This is a genomic window from Phycicoccus elongatus Lp2 (assembly GCF_000367525.1).
In the GTDB taxonomy this organism is placed as follows: Bacteria; Actinomycetota; Actinomycetes; order Actinomycetales; family Dermatophilaceae; genus Phycicoccus_A; species Phycicoccus_A elongatus.
Map to the genome: position 1 here is coordinate 2,616,166 of NZ_HF570956.1, position 15,708 is coordinate 2,631,873.

The 15,708-nt window shown below is 69.2% G+C and carries 17 protein-coding genes; 13 read left to right on the forward strand and 4 right to left on the reverse strand.

Annotated features, from left to right (window positions below; all coding sequences use genetic code 11):
- A partial coding sequence (locus BN10_RS17440) for a helix-turn-helix domain-containing protein (protein WP_040751733.1) occupies window positions 1-361 on the reverse strand: 361 nt, incomplete at its 3' end.
- A 147-nt stretch (window positions 362-508) separates the two neighbouring features.
- On the opposite strand from BN10_RS17440, the gene BN10_RS12615 reads away from it, so the two are divergent.
- The 5 genes from BN10_RS12615 (at window position 509) to BN10_RS12635 (ending at window position 5,610) form a co-directional block, all read left to right on the forward strand.
- The gene (locus BN10_RS12615; RefSeq protein ID WP_233354375.1) at window positions 509-2,275 is read left to right on the forward strand and encodes a proline--tRNA ligase; all 1,767 of its coding nucleotides are present in this window, start codon (window positions 509-511) and stop codon (window positions 2,273-2,275) included.
- Window positions 2,276-2,279: 4 nt separating this feature from the next.
- Complete coding sequence (locus BN10_RS12620; protein WP_233354316.1) at window positions 2,280-2,837, forward strand: ribonuclease H family protein; 558 nt, start codon at window positions 2,280-2,282, stop codon at window positions 2,835-2,837.
- Complete coding sequence (locus BN10_RS12625; protein WP_010851640.1) at window positions 2,834-3,598, forward strand: HAD family hydrolase; 765 nt, start codon at window positions 2,834-2,836, stop codon at window positions 3,596-3,598. The genes BN10_RS12620 and BN10_RS12625 overlap by 4 nt, the downstream gene beginning before the upstream one ends.
- The gene (locus tag BN10_RS12630; RefSeq protein ID WP_010851641.1) at window positions 3,598-4,419 is read left to right on the forward strand and encodes a sulfite exporter TauE/SafE family protein; all 822 of its coding nucleotides are present in this window, start codon (window positions 3,598-3,600) and stop codon (window positions 4,417-4,419) included. The genes BN10_RS12625 and BN10_RS12630 overlap by 1 nt, the downstream gene beginning before the upstream one ends.
- Window positions 4,420-4,638: 219 nt before the next feature.
- Complete coding sequence (locus BN10_RS12635) at window positions 4,639-5,610, forward strand: type IV toxin-antitoxin system AbiEi family antitoxin domain-containing protein (protein WP_010851642.1); 972 nt, start codon at window positions 4,639-4,641, stop codon at window positions 5,608-5,610.
- 92 nt (window positions 5,611-5,702) lie between these two features.
- Here BN10_RS12635 and BN10_RS12640 read toward each other — a convergent pair whose 3' ends face one another.
- Window positions 5,703-7,655 carry an alpha-amylase family protein gene (locus BN10_RS12640; RefSeq protein WP_040753511.1) on the reverse strand — a complete coding sequence of 651 codons (1,953 nt, stop codon included), beginning with the start codon at window positions 7,653-7,655 and terminating at the stop codon, window positions 5,703-5,705.
- Window positions 7,656-7,758: 103 nt separating this feature from the next.
- Here BN10_RS12640 and BN10_RS12645 point away from each other — a divergent pair, with 103 nt between their 5' ends.
- From BN10_RS12645 to BN10_RS12660, 4 genes are read left to right on the forward strand one after another with little or no spacing between them, the layout of a single operon-like run.
- Window positions 7,759-9,171, forward strand: coding sequence for a ferredoxin reductase family protein (locus BN10_RS12645; protein ID WP_010851644.1), 1,413 nt, complete (start codon window positions 7,759-7,761; stop codon window positions 9,169-9,171).
- 33 nt (window positions 9,172-9,204) lie between these two features.
- Window positions 9,205-9,744, forward strand: coding sequence for an FMN-binding protein (locus tag BN10_RS12650; RefSeq protein ID WP_010851645.1), 540 nt, complete (start codon window positions 9,205-9,207; stop codon window positions 9,742-9,744).
- Window positions 9,741-10,532: an FAD:protein FMN transferase gene (locus tag BN10_RS12655; RefSeq protein ID WP_010851646.1), complete on the forward strand. Its 792-nt coding sequence runs from the start codon at window positions 9,741-9,743 to the stop codon at window positions 10,530-10,532. The genes BN10_RS12650 and BN10_RS12655 overlap by 4 nt, the downstream gene beginning before the upstream one ends.
- Before the next feature lie 13 nt (window positions 10,533-10,545).
- Window positions 10,546-11,394, forward strand: coding sequence for a PhzF family phenazine biosynthesis protein (locus BN10_RS12660; RefSeq protein WP_156917228.1), 849 nt, complete (start codon window positions 10,546-10,548; stop codon window positions 11,392-11,394).
- Here the strand turns inward: BN10_RS12660 and BN10_RS12665 are convergent.
- The gene (locus BN10_RS12665; RefSeq protein WP_051369695.1) at window positions 11,391-12,272 is read right to left on the reverse strand and encodes an aminoglycoside phosphotransferase family protein; all 882 of its coding nucleotides are present in this window, start codon (window positions 12,270-12,272) and stop codon (window positions 11,391-11,393) included. The genes BN10_RS12660 and BN10_RS12665 overlap by 4 nt on opposite strands.
- Window positions 12,273-12,277: 5 nt before the next feature.
- On the reverse strand, window positions 12,278-13,261 hold the full coding sequence (locus tag BN10_RS12670; RefSeq protein WP_010851649.1) for a hypothetical protein: 984 nt from the start codon (window positions 13,259-13,261) through the stop codon (window positions 12,278-12,280).
- Window positions 13,262-13,348: 87 nt separating this feature from the next.
- On the opposite strand from BN10_RS12670, the gene rimP reads away from it, so the two are divergent.
- From rimP to BN10_RS12690, 4 genes are all read left to right on the forward strand, one after another.
- Window positions 13,349-13,891, forward strand: a complete 543-nt coding sequence (rimP, locus tag BN10_RS12675; RefSeq protein ID WP_040751735.1) for a ribosome maturation factor RimP — start codon at window positions 13,349-13,351, stop codon at window positions 13,889-13,891.
- A gap of 2 nt (window positions 13,892-13,893) precedes the next feature.
- Window positions 13,894-14,943 carry a transcription termination factor NusA gene (gene nusA, locus BN10_RS12680; RefSeq protein ID WP_010851651.1) on the forward strand — a complete coding sequence of 350 codons (1,050 nt, stop codon included), beginning with the start codon at window positions 13,894-13,896 and terminating at the stop codon, window positions 14,941-14,943.
- A gap of 122 nt (window positions 14,944-15,065) precedes the next feature.
- The gene (locus BN10_RS16450) at window positions 15,066-15,371 is read left to right on the forward strand and encodes a YlxR family protein (RefSeq protein ID WP_233354318.1); all 306 of its coding nucleotides are present in this window, start codon (window positions 15,066-15,068) and stop codon (window positions 15,369-15,371) included.
- Between the two features lie 66 nt (window positions 15,372-15,437).
- A partial coding sequence (locus BN10_RS12690) for a translation initiation factor IF-2 N-terminal domain-containing protein (protein WP_040751738.1) occupies window positions 15,438-15,708 on the forward strand: 271 nt, incomplete at its 3' end.

Sequence of the window (15,708 nt, forward strand, 5' to 3'; positions counted from 1 at the left end):
CCCCGAGCCGGTCGACCGCCACCTCCGCCCCGATCCCGACGATCGTGCCGCTCGCCGGGGCCAGTGGCACTCCGGGCCGCCCGGCGCCGACCGCGGCGCGTGGGGCGAGCTCGGTGACCATGTGGCCGCGCACGAGGGACTCGACGAGGTCGGAGACGGTCGCTCGCGTCAGGCCGGTCGCCTGGGCGATCTGGGCGCGCGTGACGGGCGCCTTCGGCTCGAGGATGTGCGAAAGGACGAGAGCGAGGTTGTGCTCACGGACGAGCTGTTGCCGGGCTGGCTCGGTGCGCCAGGGGCCGCTCGTGCCGCCGCTGCGAGTGCGTGCGGCAGGGGCGCGCTTCGGCGTCGCTGCCCTCGTCATGTCGCGACACGATAGCCCTCCGGCGCCGATTTGTTCAGAGGGTGTTCCAATTCCGGGGCGTCGGCCGCGCGCGGGCGGGGCGTCGCGGTCGGCCCGATATCCTGTCCGGGTTGCCCACCCGCTCACCGAAAGGCCCTGATCGTGGCCATGCGCATGTCCTCCCTGTTCCTGCGGACCCTTCGCGAGAACCCGGCGGACGCCGAGGTCCCGAGCCACCAGCTGCTGGTGCGGGCCGGGTACATCCGTCGGGTCTCGCCGGGTATCTACACCTGGTTGCCGCTGGGGCTCAAGGTGCTCAAGCGGGTCGAGCAGATCGTGCGCGAGGAGATGGACGCGATCGGGTCGCAGGAGTTGCTCTTCCCCGCGCTGCTGCCCCGCGAGCCCTACGAGGCGAGTGGGCGCTGGACCGAGTACGGCCCCAATGTCTTTCGTCTGAAGGACCGCAAGGAGAACGACTACCTCCTCGGCCCGACTCACGAGGAGATGTTCACCCTCGCCGTCAAGGACATGTACTCCTCCTACAAGGACCTGCCGGTCTCGCTCTACCAGATCCAGATCAAGTATCGCGACGAGGCGCGACCCCGCGCCGGCATCCTGCGTGGCCGTGAGTTCGTCATGAAGGACTCCTACTCCTTCGACCTCGACGAGGCCGGGCTGGACAAGAGTTACCAGCAGCACCGCGACGCCTACATCAAGATCTTCGACCGGCTCGGCTTCCACTACGTCATCGTCCAGGCCATGGCCGGAGCGATGGGCGGCAGCAAGTCCGAGGAGTTCCTCGCGACCGCGGAGAACGGCGAGGACACCTACGTCCGCTGTGCCAACTGTGGGTATGCCGCGAACGTCGAGGCCGTGCAGGTCGCCGCCCCCGACCCCATCCCGTATGCCGACCTGCCCGCTTCCCATGTCGAGGACACGCCCGACACTCCCACCATCGAAACCCTCGTCACGCACCTGAATTCAGCCTTCCCCCGCGAGGACCGAGCCTGGGCGGCTGGGGACACCCTCAAGAATGTCGTCGTCATGCTCGTCCACCCCGATGGCAGCCGCGCCCCGCTCGTCATCGGCATCCCCGGTGACCGTGACGTCGACGAGAAGCGCTTGGGTGCACAGGTGGAGCCAGCGGTCGTCGCGGCCTTCGAGGAGGCCGACTTCGCGGCATACCCCTCGTTGAAGAAGGGGTACATCGGACCGGAGGTGCTCGGCGAGGCCAGTGAGTCCGGGATCCGTTACCTCGTCGACCCACGGGTCGTCGACGGCACTGCGTGGGTGACCGGCGCCAACCGACCGGGGCACCACGTGCTCGACCTCGTGGCGGGCCGGGACTTCACGGCCGACGGGACGATCGAGGCGGCCGACGTCCGTCCGGGGGATGCCTGCCCGTCCTGCGGTCACGCGCTGGAGTCCGCTCGTGGGATCGAGATGGGCCATATCTTCCAACTCGGGCGCAAGTACGCCGAGGCCCTCGATCTCAAGGTCCTCGACGAGCACGGCAAGCAACGGACCGTCGTCATGGGGTCCTATGGCGTGGGCGTCTCGCGCGCCGTCGCCTGCATCGCCGAGGGCAACCATGATGACCTCGGTCTGGTCTGGCCCCGCGACATCAGTCCGGCAGACGTCCACATCGTGGCCACGGGCAAGGATCGAGTCCGCGACCCCGAGGTCTTCGAGACGGCCGAGCGACTGACCCGGGGCCTGGAGGCCGCCGGGCTCACCGTTCTCTACGACGACCGGGAGAAGGTCAGTCCGGGGGTGAAGTTCAAGGACTCCGAGCTGATCGGTGTGCCCACCATCGTCGTCGTCGGCAAGTCCCTTGAGAACGGCGTCATCGAAATCAAGGACCGCCGCTCCGGTGACCGCCGTGAGGTCCCGGTTGCTGACGCCGTGACCGAGATCCTCGCCGAGGTCAACTGAGGTGGTGGTTGCCGCAGCCGACGGTTCCGCCCTGGGCAATCCCGGCCCCGCCGGGTGGGCCTGGTTCGTCGACGACTCCTGCTGGGCCGCAGGCGGCTGGCCGCACGGCACGAACAACATGGGTGAGCTCAAGGCGGTGCTCGACCTCCTCGAGCAGACCGCTGGCCTGGAGGACGAGCTGACCATCGTGTGCGATTCCAAGTACGTCATCAACTCGGTCACCGAGTGGATGCCGGGGTGGAAGCGCAAGGGGTGGCGGAAGAAGGACGGCAAGCCGGTCCTCAACGTCGAGCTCATGCAGGCCATCGACCGCGCCATCACCGGTCGGCGCGTGCGCTTCGAATGGGTCAAGGGCCACGCCGGTCATCCGCTCAACGAACAGGCCGACCGGTTGGCCAATGGAGCGGCGGCGGCCTACCAGTCTGGTCGGGTGCCGGATGCCGGTCCGGGTTTCGGGGGATCGCGTGGTTCCGAGCCCGGTGAGGCTGCGCCGCGAGCAGTCAGTGAGCCCTCTGGTCCCTCCACTCCCTCGAACACCGCTCACCACGACACGTTGTGGTGAGCGGGTCCGCAGCGCGTCGCGTCGACGCCGTCATCTTCGACTGGGGCGGGACCCTGACCCCGTGGCACGACGTCGACCTGCCCGAGCAGTGGAGGGTCTTCGCCCGAGAGATCCACGGGCACCGGCTCGGTGATGCAGATGTCGACCCCGCCGATCTCGAGCACGCGCAGGCTCTCGCCGACACGATCCTGGCCGCCGAGTCGAAGGCGTGGGCGCGGGGGCGGCACGAGCACACCAGCGCCGACCTCGCCGGGGTCCTCGAGGCCGCTGGGGTCGACCCCTCGCACGAGCGTCACTACCTTGCGCTCGCGGCCTACCACCGATTCTGGGAGCCCTACACCCACACCGACCCGCAGGTCCGCCCACTCTGGGAGGGGCTTAAGGCGCGCGGGATCAAGGTCGGCATCCTCTCCAACACGATCTGGTCGCGGGACTACCACCGGGAGGTGTTCGCGCGCGATGGTGTGCTCGACCTGATCGACGGCGATGTCTATTCCAGCGAGATCGACCATGTGAAACCGCACCCGGAGGCCTTCCGCGACGCCTGCCGAGCCGTCGGCGTCTCGCCCACGGCGGCGGTCTATGTCGGGGACCGGATGTTCGAGGACGTCCACGGGCCGCAGCAGGTGGGCATGCGTGCAATCTGGATTCCTCACTCGGATCTGCCTGCGGCACAGCGGGTCCAGGTGACGGCGGTGCCTGACGCCACGGCCCACGAACTGCTCGACGTGTTGCGGATCGTGGATGGGTGGACGGCGTGATGGACATCGACGCGCTCGCCGCACTGCCTGCCGCGCTGGGGTCTGCCGACCTCACCGCGACGCTCATCGCCGCGGTCGCCGCTGCGGCCTTCCTGGCGGGCTGGGTCGACGCCGTCGTCGGTGGCGGCGGGCTGGTCCAGCTCCCCGCCTTGCTCCTTGCCTTCCCCACGGCGACCCCGGCCCAACTGCTCGCCACCAACAAACTCGGGTCGATCTTCGGGACGACCAGTGCGACGATCACCTACTACCGCCGCGTGAAGCCCGACTTGCGCACGGCCTTGCCGATGGCCGTCGCGGCATACGTGGGGGCGATCGGTGGCGCCTTCATCGGCCTGCACATCCCGAAGTCCGCCTTCAACCCGATCATCCTCGTTCTTCTTGTCGTCGTCGGGGCGTACACCCTCTTCAAGCCCTCGCTCGGGACCACGACGGCGCTGCGCTGGGACGGGATCCGCCACACCGGCACTGCGGTGCTCATCGGGTTCGTGATCGGCGTCTACGACGGAGCGCTCGGCCCGGGCACGGGGTCCTTCCTGGTCTTCGCTCTGGTCGGCCTGCTCGGCTACGCCTTCCTCCAGGCCAGTGCAAAGGCCAAGATCGCCAACTTTGCGACCAATCTTGGTGCCCTGACCGTGTTCGCACCCGGCGGGCACGTGATGTGGGTCGTCGGCGGCGTGCTGGCCGCCGCGAACCTGCTCGGTGGCTACGTCGGGGCCCGGACCGCTGTGCGCCTGGGCTCGCGTTTCGTGCGCACGGTCTTCATCGTGATCGTCAGCGCCTTCATCGTCCGGATCGGCGGCCAGTTGCTCGGTTGGTGGTGAACCAACTTCCGCGTCACGCAGAAGGTTACTTCTCACGCAGCTATTGCAGGTTGGCAACCCAACTTCCGCGTGACGCGGAAGGTGACCCGCCCCCGGGATACGCCGCGTGCTTTCGATCCAAGGCGTTCGTCCCCAGGCACGGACACGAGAGGTGTGTCGTCCACAGGCTGGCCCAAGGGCAGTGGACCCCGCTCGGCGAGGCGAGGACGGTTCCCTGCCATGAATGAACGACTTCTCACCCTTCTTGCACGCACCGGTGGCGTGCTCACCGCACGCGAGGCGCGATCGGTCGGCCTTGATGCCATTGACCTTTCGTGTCTGGCCAGGACCAAGGAACTGGTCCGGGTGCGCCGCGACGCCTACGTTGAGGCCAGTCGCTACCACGAATCGTCTCCCGACGACCGCTACCGCCTCGTATGCCGCGCGGTTCTGGCCACGCGCGGGCCCCACGAAGCGTTGAGTCACCACTCGGCCGTCTCGACCTACGGTATCGACACCTTCAGGCTGGACCGGTCGGTTGTCGACATCGACTCTCCGTCAGTGGCGTCGACGCGGATCAGGGCGCGAGTGCGCACCCACCCTCAGGCTCTTGCTCCCCAGGTTCTCAACGGTGTCAAGGTCGTTCCGCTGCCCTTGGCGTTGGCCCAGCTCGCCGGGCCCAGGGGTGTCATGTCGGCGCTCTGCTCGATGGACAACGCCCTGCATCATGATCGGTGCTCGATGGCCGACATCAAGGCTGCCATCGAGCACCTACAGGGCAGGCATCAGGGCAGCGCACGAGCCGCGTTGGCCCTGGTCGATCCGGCGAGTGAGTCCGTGGGGGAGTCTCGGCTCCGCATCGTGCTGAAGGACCTGGGCTTCGACGTCACGACTCAGGTGGACATTTCGCGCGGTCCCCGATTCCTCGGGCGTGTGGACGCACTCGTCGACGACCTGGTCGCCGTCGAGTTCGACGGCCTGGTCAAGTACGAGGGGGTTCAGGGCTCGCAGAACTTGGTCGCCGAGAAACGCCGAGAATCGTCCATCACCGATGGCGGTCTCGAGTTCGTCCGGGTGATCTGGTCCGAACTCGACGACCCGGTGGCCCTGGCGACGCGAGTCCATCAGGCGCGCGGGCGCGCGCTCCATCGGGTCCGCGCAGCCGACCTGGTCACGCACAAAGCCGGGAGTCGAACGGAAATTCCCGCGTGACAACCGAATATCTGCGTCACGCAGAAATTGCCTTCTCACGCAATTATTTCCGTGTGACAACCGAATATCCGCGTCACGCAGAAGTTGGGTTGTCAGTCGGCGTCGGGGGTCGTGAGCCAGAGCACGGCATAGGGGGGAAGCCAGATGTTCCCGTCCTCTCCCCAGTTCAGGGGCTCTCCCGTCAGGTGGTCGTGGGCCGCATCGACGCCGAGTTCGTGGGCACGATGGCCGGGCCAGGAGCGCCAGCCGGGAGTGACGTTGTGGACACCCACGAAGCGTCCGATGGGATGCTCGCGCACCGTCACCAGAACGCCCGGGTCATCGACCGGCCCGACTCGGCTCTCGATGCTCGCGTGCAAGTGGGGGAGGGTCGCCCGGACCTGACCCAGCACGACCAGATCGCTGTGCACGCGGCCGGCGACGGTGCTCGGGTCGTGCCGATCGGCCGCCCGGGCGAGGTCCAGTCGTGGGCGGTGGGCCCACCGGTTGTCCTCCTCGTGCCCGACCTCCCTCGCCCACTCGGAGTCGTTGGGCTGACCGAGTTCGTCTCCACTCCAGATCACCGGCACCCCGCCCCACGAGTAGACCAGCGAGTGTGCGAGGCGCAGGGCGGCCGTCGCGTCGGCGATCGCCCGCTCATCCCCGCGGCGTTCGGCCGCCTCCAGGGCGAGCAGGGAGGCGGCAGTCCCGCTCGTCCGCCGGTCGTCGGTCGCGGGGTTGTACTGGAAGACCAAGCCGGTCGCCGGTGACCCGAGGATCTCACCGGCATACCACTGGGCCAGGAACTTTCGGTGGGCCGCGCCACTGAAGCCCAGCGCCGCGGCGTCCTCGTCCATGATCGCCCAGCCGATGTCGTCGTGGCAGCGCAAGTAGGTCAGCCAGGTGGCGGTGGCCGGCTTGGGCGGCAGGTTGCCCAGGGCATGCGCCGCGAGCCGGACGTCCCTGCTGGCCAGCATCGACCAGATCTGCACCATGAGGCTGTTGTGGTAGGCGAGATCGCTCACCTTGCCGGTGTGTGATCCGGTCCCGAGGTAGGGGAGCAGCTTCGTGGGCGCCACGATGGCCTCCGCCTTGAAGGCCACCGACGGGCAGGCCAACCGGGTCAACGCCTTGAGCGCCTGGGTGATCGCGTGGACCTCGGGTTGGCCCTGGCAGTCGGTCCCCATGCGCTTCCACATGAAGGCGATCGCATCGAGGCGAAAGACATCAACACCCCGATTGGCCAGGCGAAGGATGATCCGTGCGTACTCGACGAGGACCGCCGGATTCGACCAGGCGACGTCCCACTGCCACTCGTTGAAGGTCGTCCAGACCCAGCCGCGCAGTTCGTCGTCCCAGGTGAAGTTGCCGGGCGCAAAGTCCGGAAAGACCTCGGGCAAGGTCCGCTCGTAGGCGTCCGGCATCTCCCGGTCCGGGAAGACGTGGAAGTACGCACGGTATGCCGGGTCGCCGCCTCGCGCTCGCACCGCCCATTCATGTTCTCGCGCAACGTGATTCAGCACGAGATCGAGCGTGAGGTTGATCCCGGCCTCATGGAGCGAGGTGGCGAGGGCGGTGAGGTCGTCCATGGTGCCCAGATCCGGTCGGATCTCGTCGTAGTCGGCCACGGCGTAGCCGCCGTCGTTGTCGCCCTCGCGTGGACGAAGCAGTGGCATGAGGTGCAGGTAGGTCACGCCGAGCTCACGCAGATAGGGGATCTGGTCGATCAGCCCCCGCAGGTCACCGGCCATCCGCTCGGTGTATGCCGCGTAGCCAATCATCGAGGGGTCCTGCAGCCAGTCGCTGTGGAGGGTGCGCTCGAGGTCGCGGGCGTGCAGCGCCGGTGGCCGGACGGCATACGACTGCTCGGCGATCGCCAGCAATTCGGCTGCGGTCGCGGCCCCGATCTCGGTGCCGTAGAGCGCCTCGAGCGCGTCGATCAGGTCCGGCCACCAGCGCTCCACGCGGGCGCGGAAGATCGCGGCGAGGGGCCCCAGCGTGGGGTCGCCGGGCAGGGTGTCACCGACTCCGCTGGGGGCCGGGAGGTGCGGGCTCGTGGGGGTCACGGACGCATTCTGGCGGACTCGGCGCGAAAGCGCTTGCATCACGCACGATCCGGGCATAGGCGACCCACAGGTTCCTCACGGGAATGCTCGCCACTCTGGGGCCATGACGTTGATCCTCGACCCGCCCGCGGCGCCCACCCAGGCTCGTGCCGCCGCCCAGCGGTCCACGACACCCCCTCGCTGGTGGCGCGATGCGTCGGCCACCCTCTTCTGGGCCGTCCTCGTCGGTGTCACCGGGCTCTGGGTCTCCGGAGGCGGGATCCAGGAGCTGGGCACCCTCGGGGGAGCCCTGACCTCCATCGGTCGCCTGACCGGCCTGCTGTCGTCGGCCCTCTTGCTCATCCAGGTCTTCCTCATGGCGCGGGTGCCGTGGTTCGAGCAGGCCTGGGGTCAGGACGACCTCGCCCGCACCCACCGGCTCGTCGGCTTCACGTCCTTCAATCTGCTCCTCGCCCATCTGGTCTTCATCACCCTCGGGTATGCCGCCGAGAGTTCGGCCGGACTGTGGGGGACGATCGTCGACCTCGTCGTCAACTACCCGGGCATGCTGCTCGCCGTCGCCGGCACTGCGGCCCTTGTCATGGTCGTGGTCACGTCGATTCGCAAGGCTCGCGCACGGCTCCGTTACGAGTCGTGGCACCTGATCCACCTCTACGGCTACCTCGGCGCCGGTCTTGCCCTGCCGCACCAGCTCTGGACCGGTGCCGACTTCCTCTCCAGCCGGGTCGCCACGGCCTTCTGGTGGGGTTTGTATGCCGTGTGCCTCGCGGCCGTGGTCGCCTTCCGGGTGGTCCTGCCCCTCTGGCGGTCCCTGCGTGCGCCACTGCGTGTGGTGTCGGTGGAGGCCGCGGCACCCGGCGTGAGCACGGTGACCGTGGGTGGGCGAGGCGTCGAAGGGCTGGACGTGCGCGGCGGGCAGTTCTTCAACTGGCGCTTCCTCGACGGCCCCGGATGGACGCGTGCCAACCCCTACTCCCTGTCGGCCGCCCCCGATGGGCGAACCCTGCGCTTCACCGCTGCTCACGTGGGTGACGGATCGGCGCGCCTGGCAGGGCTCCGTCCCGGGACTCGTGTCCTCGTGGAGGGTCCCTACGGTCGGTTGCACGCCGGTGTCGGGACACGTTCCAAGGTGCTCCTGCTCGCGTCCGGGATCGGGGTGACCCCCATGCGTGCCATCCTCGAGGAACTGCCCATCGGCACGGATGTCACCCTCGTGCACCGGGTGCGTCGTCGCTCTGAGGCGGTGCTCGGTGACGAACTGCGGGCGTTGGCGGCGGCCCGAGGTGCGCGCCTGGTGACCATCGAGGGCACGCGCGTGACCACCCGCTCGTCCTGGCTGCCGGCCCAGGCCGGCCACCTCACCGACGAGCAGGCTCTGCTCGAGATCACCCCTGACCTGGCCGAGCGTGATGTCTTCATCTGCGGTGCCCCCGCTTGGATGGACGCCGTCTCGGCAGCGGCCCGGCGAGCCGGACTGCCCGCCGACCAACTCCACGTCGAGCGTTTCACTTACTGACCACGTCGACACCAGACCCAAGGAGACCACGCCATGCGACGCATCACACTGTGGGTGCTGTCCACCATCAGCACCTTGGTGCTGCTCTTCAGCTATCACACGAGCACCAGCTCCACCGCCCACGCCGGCACGAGCATCATCGCGCCCCAGACCACGACGGCAACCGGCAGCACGGCGACCGGCAGCACGACGACCGGCGGCTCGGCGAGTGGCACGACAGCGAGCGGGACCGGATCGACCTCCGCGGCAGCCACCGGATCGGGCTCGACCGCCACCTCGGGAGCCACCGCAGCCTCCGAGACCGTCGATGGCTCGGTTGTCTCGACCCGCTTCGGCAACGTCCAGGTCCAGATCACCGTCGAGAACGGCCAGATCACCAAGTCCGTCGTCCTCCAGGTGCCGTGGAACAACCAGAAGGACCAGCAGATCAACGCCCGGGCCGTGCCGATCCTCAACAGCGAGGCCGTCAAGGCGCAGAGCGCCGACATCGACATGGTCTCCGGGGCGACCTACACCTCCGAGGCCTACCTGCAGTCCCTGCAGTCGGCCATCGACCAGGCGCACCTGTCATGACCACCCTCGAGATCCCGGTCCGCCCACACACCACGACGGGTGTCACTCCCACGCTCGGCCGCAAGGCCTTCGTCGAGCAGGTGATGGGCATGCCCGTCTCGGTTCACATCCGCGCGACCGAGCCGACCCGCGTCGACATCGCGGCCGCCGCAGCGGCGGTCTTCGCCCACCTCCGCAAGGTGGACGAGGTGCTCTCCACCTGGCGGACCGACTCCCACCTGCTCCGGCTCCAGCATGGCACCGCAACGACCGACGAGCTGCACCCATGGCTCGCCGATGTCACCCTGCTCTGCCTCGAGGCCGAGGACCGCACCGACGGCCTCTTCAGCGCTTGGCGAGCCCGCCCGGCTGGACGGACCGTCTTCGATCCGACGGGGCTGGTCAAGGGTTGGGCCGTCGCCGCCGCCAGCGCCCACCTCGAGACCGTGCCCGAGATCGCGTGGTCGATCAATGCCGGCGGTGACATCGCCGTCGGCACTGGTCGTGGCATGCACGGCGTGGCCCCCGTGTGGCGGGTCGGGATCGAGGACCCCCGAGTCCGTGGCCAGATCGCCGACGTCGTCACCCTCACTCGCGGCGGGATGGCCACCTCGGGAGCGGCGATCCGCGGCGCCCATGTGCTGGACCCGCGCACCGGCTCTGCCGTGGAGCGGCCCGGATCGGTCACGGTGGTGGGCCCCGACCTCCTGTGGGCCGACGTCTGGGCGACCGCCGCCTGGGTCGACCCCGATGCCGCCCAGGCGCTCATGGCCGCGCGGGACCCGGAGCATCACCTCATCCGCCTCTGACATGCTGGCGCGCATGGTCGCCCATCGGTTCACGCAGGTCGACGTCTTCTCCGCCGGGCCGCTCCTGGGCAACGCCTTGGCCGTCATCCACGACGCGGACGACCTGAGTGACGAGCAGATGGCCGCTGTGGCTCGCTGGACCAATCTCTCCGAGACCACCTTCCTGTGCCGCCCGACCACTCCGGAGGCCGACTACCGCGTCCGAATCTTCACCACTGGTGGCGAGTTGCCCTTTGCGGGTCACCCCACCCTTGGCTCGGCCCACGCGTGGTTGGTCGGCGGTGGAACCCCGGACATTCCCGAGGTGGTCGTGCAGGAATGCGCAGCCGGTCTGGTCCCCGTGAGCCGGCGCGAGCGACTCGCCTTCGCGGCGCCGCCACTGCGCCGCTCCGGCCCCGTCTCCGACGAGGTCCGCCGACACGTCATCGCCATCAATGCCCTTGATCCGGCTGAGGTCCTCGACGTCGAGTGGATCGACAACGGTCCGGGCTGGGTGGGTGTGGAGTTGCGTTCTGCGGCAGCAGTGTTGGCCGCGCGACCGGACCCCACGGCATACGCGGGAGCCAAAGTTGCCCTCCTCGGCCGGTATGCCGCGGGGGAGGCCGAGCACCTCGGCAAGGACGTCGAGGTCCGCGCCTTCTACGCCGATGGACGCGACTTCGGTGAGGACCCGGTCACCGGCTCGGCCAATGCCGGACTCGCCCAGTGGCTCATCGGCGCCGGTCGGTTGCCGGACACCTACGTCGCCGGCCAGGGCGGCTGCGTTCAGCGCGACGGCCGGATCCACATCGAGCGCCGGCTGGCCGACATCTGGGTCGGGGGAGATGTCTCGACGGTCGTGACCGGGACGATCGACCTCTAGTCGTCCAGCGCCTTCTGCAGGGTGATCGCGCGGCTCACCTCGGCGGGATCTCCGAGCGATGTCGCCCAACTGACCTCGAGCCCGGCGCGCAGCCGCGCCCAGGCGAATGCCTCGTCGAGACCGATCCCCGCCGCCTCGGCCGCGATGATCACTCGCCGGTGCACGCCGGCCTGCGGCCGCTCCCCAAGTTCGTCGACCCGGTTGTTCAGGAGGGGGAGCAGCTCGAAGCCGGGATGCCCACCGATCGGTTTCGGGTCGATCGCCACCCACTCTTCGTCGCGAGCGAGGACGTTCTCGTAGTGAAGATCGGTGTGCAACAACATGTTCGGAATGTCGGGTCGCAGAAGATCGCGCGCCAGCCCTCGGGTCCGGTCCACGATCCGGCGAGGGATCGCCGGGCGGTGGGCCATCCGGTCGAGGTGGGGAGCGAGGTAGTCCGCCATCGGGATGAGCTGCATCGGAGCCGGCACATTGAGCCGAGTCAGGAGCCTCCCGATCGTCGCGCAGGCCTCGTCGACGGGAACCGTGCGAAGGTCACGGGCAGCGTCCAGAAGCTCCAACAACATCACCCCTCGGGCAGGGTCAGCGGCGACCAACCGGACCGCTGCCGCGCCGGCCCAGTGCCGCAGCACGAGGGCCTCGTGCGTGCCTTCTGGGTGCGGCCAGGTCACCTTGAGCGCCAGCCGCTCCGCGCCACGTCGGACGGGCACGACGATCGCTGTCCAGCCGGTCATCGGGGGCCCGTCCGGCGCCAATCGCCAAGTGTCGAGGGCGCCCGCGAGCAGACCGGGCACGGTCGCCAGCCAGGCCTGGCCTGTCGGGCCGCCGTCGGCCGGATAGGCCGCGACCCGACGGGTCCAATGCGCCGGCAGCCGCACGGGCATCATGAAAGGCCGGGGAAGGCCTGCAGGGGACCGCCGAGAGTGTGCACGTGGACCTCGATGTCGGCGAGGTCGTCAGGGATCGTGGCCCAGGCGTCGGCCACGGCAGCGTCCGACAGGCCCTCCACCCGCCGGCCGTATGCCGTGCGCACGCCTTCGATTCCGCGCGTCACGAGCGCCGTGCGAGACGCCGCGTCCTCGACCGGAAAAGGCAGCGGGACAGCGACCGGAGCCTCGGGTCCATCCGCCCCGATCTCGCCCTCCCACAGGGTGATTCGTTTCCTGAGCCAAGTTGAGATGCTCGTCATGAGCGCGGCTTCACCGGTGGTGTCGTCCTTCTTGGGGCCGCGGGCCTGTGCCACCTCGACCCAGTTCGCGGCCTCCCGAGCCGCCGTCAGCAGCCCGCCGAGCCCGGCGTCAGCCGGGGAGGGTGGAGGGCTGGGCGAGGTCGACCCGGTTGTCGATGTGTTCGGGGACGGTGTGGGTGAGGCCGCGGCGGCGTCGGTCCCGAGGATCTGGGAGGCGGCCAGGCGCTGCGCGAGGAGGGTGAGGACCACCCGTCCCAACTCCGGCGACAACGCGGCATACCTGCCCCGGTCGTGACTTGCCGCAGCCTCCATCGCGACGAGCGTGGCCGGATTGGTCGGGCCCGGTGACGCTCCTGCTCCGATCACCGCCGAGGGGACCCCGCCTCGACGCAGCGCATCGCGCAGCACGCGCTCCTGGGCGACGTGCAGGTCCGCCAGCGCTTTCTCGACCTCACCGCTCGCGGCTGACGTGGCGGCGACCAGACCGACCGTGTCGCCGAGCAGGCCGAGGAGCACCTTCTCGCCCGGCATCTTGGGGCGTCGAGGAACGAGGGGAAGGTCGGGAGCGTCCTCCTGGAGTCGCACGCCGCATCCCGCCGTCAGGAGCGCCAGCACGCCGGTCAGGGCCAGGGTCACCGCCCGACGCCCGGGAGAGGGCACGGCGTGGAGCGACGACATGGCGGCATCCTCGCACGGTGACCTAGAGTGGAAGACCTCGTGGACGCCCCTGCCGGCGTCCCGATCCAACTGCAGAGAGGACCTGTCATGACGACACCGGAGCGACTGACTCCCGTCCTCGATGCTGCGCTCGACGGCACCGGCCTGCTGCTCGATGCCGTGACCGTGTCCCCGGCGGGTAAGCGCCGGGTCGTCCGGGTGGTCGTCGACCACGTGCTCCCGGACGAGGGGATCACGGACTGGCCCACCGACCCCTTGTCCCTCGACGAGGTCGCCGACGTGACGCACGCGATCAACGCCGCGCTGGATGCCGGCGACGTCATGGGCGAGGCCCCCTACACGCTCGAGGTGACCTCACCCGGTGTCACGCGGCCGCTCACCGAGCGGCGGCACTTCCGCAGGAATGTCGGCCGCCTGATCTGCATTGTCGGCGCCGGTGAAATAGTGACCGGTCGGCTCTTGCGGGTCACGGACGATGCCCTGACCCTGCACGTGGCCGGCACCAAGAAGGCCCCCCCGCACGACGTCGAACTGGCGCTCGGCGACGTCGGTCGCGGAGAGGTGCAGATCGAGTTCAACCGCAAGGATGCCGCGGGCGACGAGCCCGACGACAGCGACGAGGAGCACTGACCATGGACATCGACCCCGCAGCCCTGCGCGCCCTGGAGCGCGAGCGCGACATCTCCCTCGACGTCCTCGTCCCAGCGATTGAGCAGGCCCTGGTGCTGGCCTACCACCGCACCGACGGCGCGTTCCGGCATGCCCGGGCCGAACTCGACCGCAAGACCGGCCACGTCGTCATCCATGCGCGTGAGGAACACGTCATCGAACCCCCCGAGGGCGCGGTGGACGAGGACGGCGAACCGCTGCGACCCACCCGCGAACTCGGCCCCGAGTTCGACGACACGCCGCGAGACTTCGGGCGTGTCGCCGCTGCCACCGCTCGTCAGGTGATCCTGCAGCGGCTGCGTGACATCGAGGACGAAGCGATCCTGGGTGACTTCCGGGGTCGCGAGGGGGACGTCGTCGCCGGTGTGATCCAGCAGTCTGCCAACCCGGCCCATGTCCTCGTGGACTTCGGCACGGTCGAGGGGATCCTGCCGGCGGCCGAGCAGGTGCCGGGGGAGAAGTACGCCCACGGCGAGCGCATCCGCACCTTCGTGGTCAGTGTGCGTCGCGGGCCCAAGGGTCCCCAGATCGGTCTGTCGCGCACCCACCCCAACCTGGTCCGCAAGCTCTTTGCCCTCGAGGTGCCCGAGATCGCCGACGGCAGCGTCGAGATCGCCGCACTGGCCCGTGAGGCGGGGCACCGCACCAAGATCGCCGTCCACTCCAAGGTGCCGGGGCTCGGCGCGAAGGGTGCGTGCATCGGCCCGATGGGCTCGCGGGTGCGGGCGGTCATGGCGGAACTGCGCGGCGAGAAGATCGACATCGTCGACTACAGCGAGGACCCGGCCACCTTCATCGCCGCCGCCCTCAGCCCCGCCCGGGTCAACTCGGTCGAAATCGTCGACCCGGTCGCCAAGGCGGCCCGGGTCATCGTCCCCGACTACCAGCTGTCCCTCGCCATCGGCCGCGAGGGCCAGAATGCCCGGCTCGCGGCGAAGCTCACCGGCTGGCGCATCGACATCCGTCCGGACAACGTCACCGGTGAGCCCGCACAGCCACACGCGGTAGACTGAGCGTGACCGACCGGACTGGAACCCGGTCCGCGTCACCGGATGCTCGCGCGGCCGCCCTCACCGGGCCGGTCCGAACGTGCATCGGTTGTCGCGGCACGGATAGCTGGTCGGCACTTCTGCGAGTGGTCGCCGGATCGGCCACGGTCGCCACCTCCGACGGCGTGAGCCGGGGGAGTGCGGTGCCCGTGATCGTCGATGCGGAACACCGTCTCGGGGGGCGCGGCGCCTGGCTGCATCCCACGGTCGCGTGTTGTGACCACGCCGTGCGTCGTCGGGCGTTCGGTCGTGCGCTGCGAGTCAGCGCACCGATCGATGTCACCGGCGTCACGGCATACGTCTGCGGCCTCTCGCACACCGAAATTGACCGTCCCAAGGGAACCGAAAGCGGGTTTGACGCTGATGAGCGCCCGATGAGTACTCAGCAATGAGCACTTCCCAGTCGTAACGACGGTCCGCGCCACCCATGGCACGGACCGCGAGAAACAGGAGATGTTTTGTCCAAGGTCCGTGTGAGCGCACTCGCCAAGGAGCTCGGAGTCACCAGCAAGGTGCTCCTCGAGCGACTGAACGAGATGGGCGAGTACGTCAGGAGCGCAAGCTCGACAGTCGAGGCGCCGGTGGTCCGGCGCGTCAAGGAGAAGTTCCCGCCCGCCGAGGCGGCACCCAAGGCCGAGAAGCCCGCGGCCACGGCAACCCCCGCCAAGCCCGCGCCGGCCGCCCAAGCACCCGCGGCAACGAGTGCGCCCGCGGCAAGCGCGCCCGCGG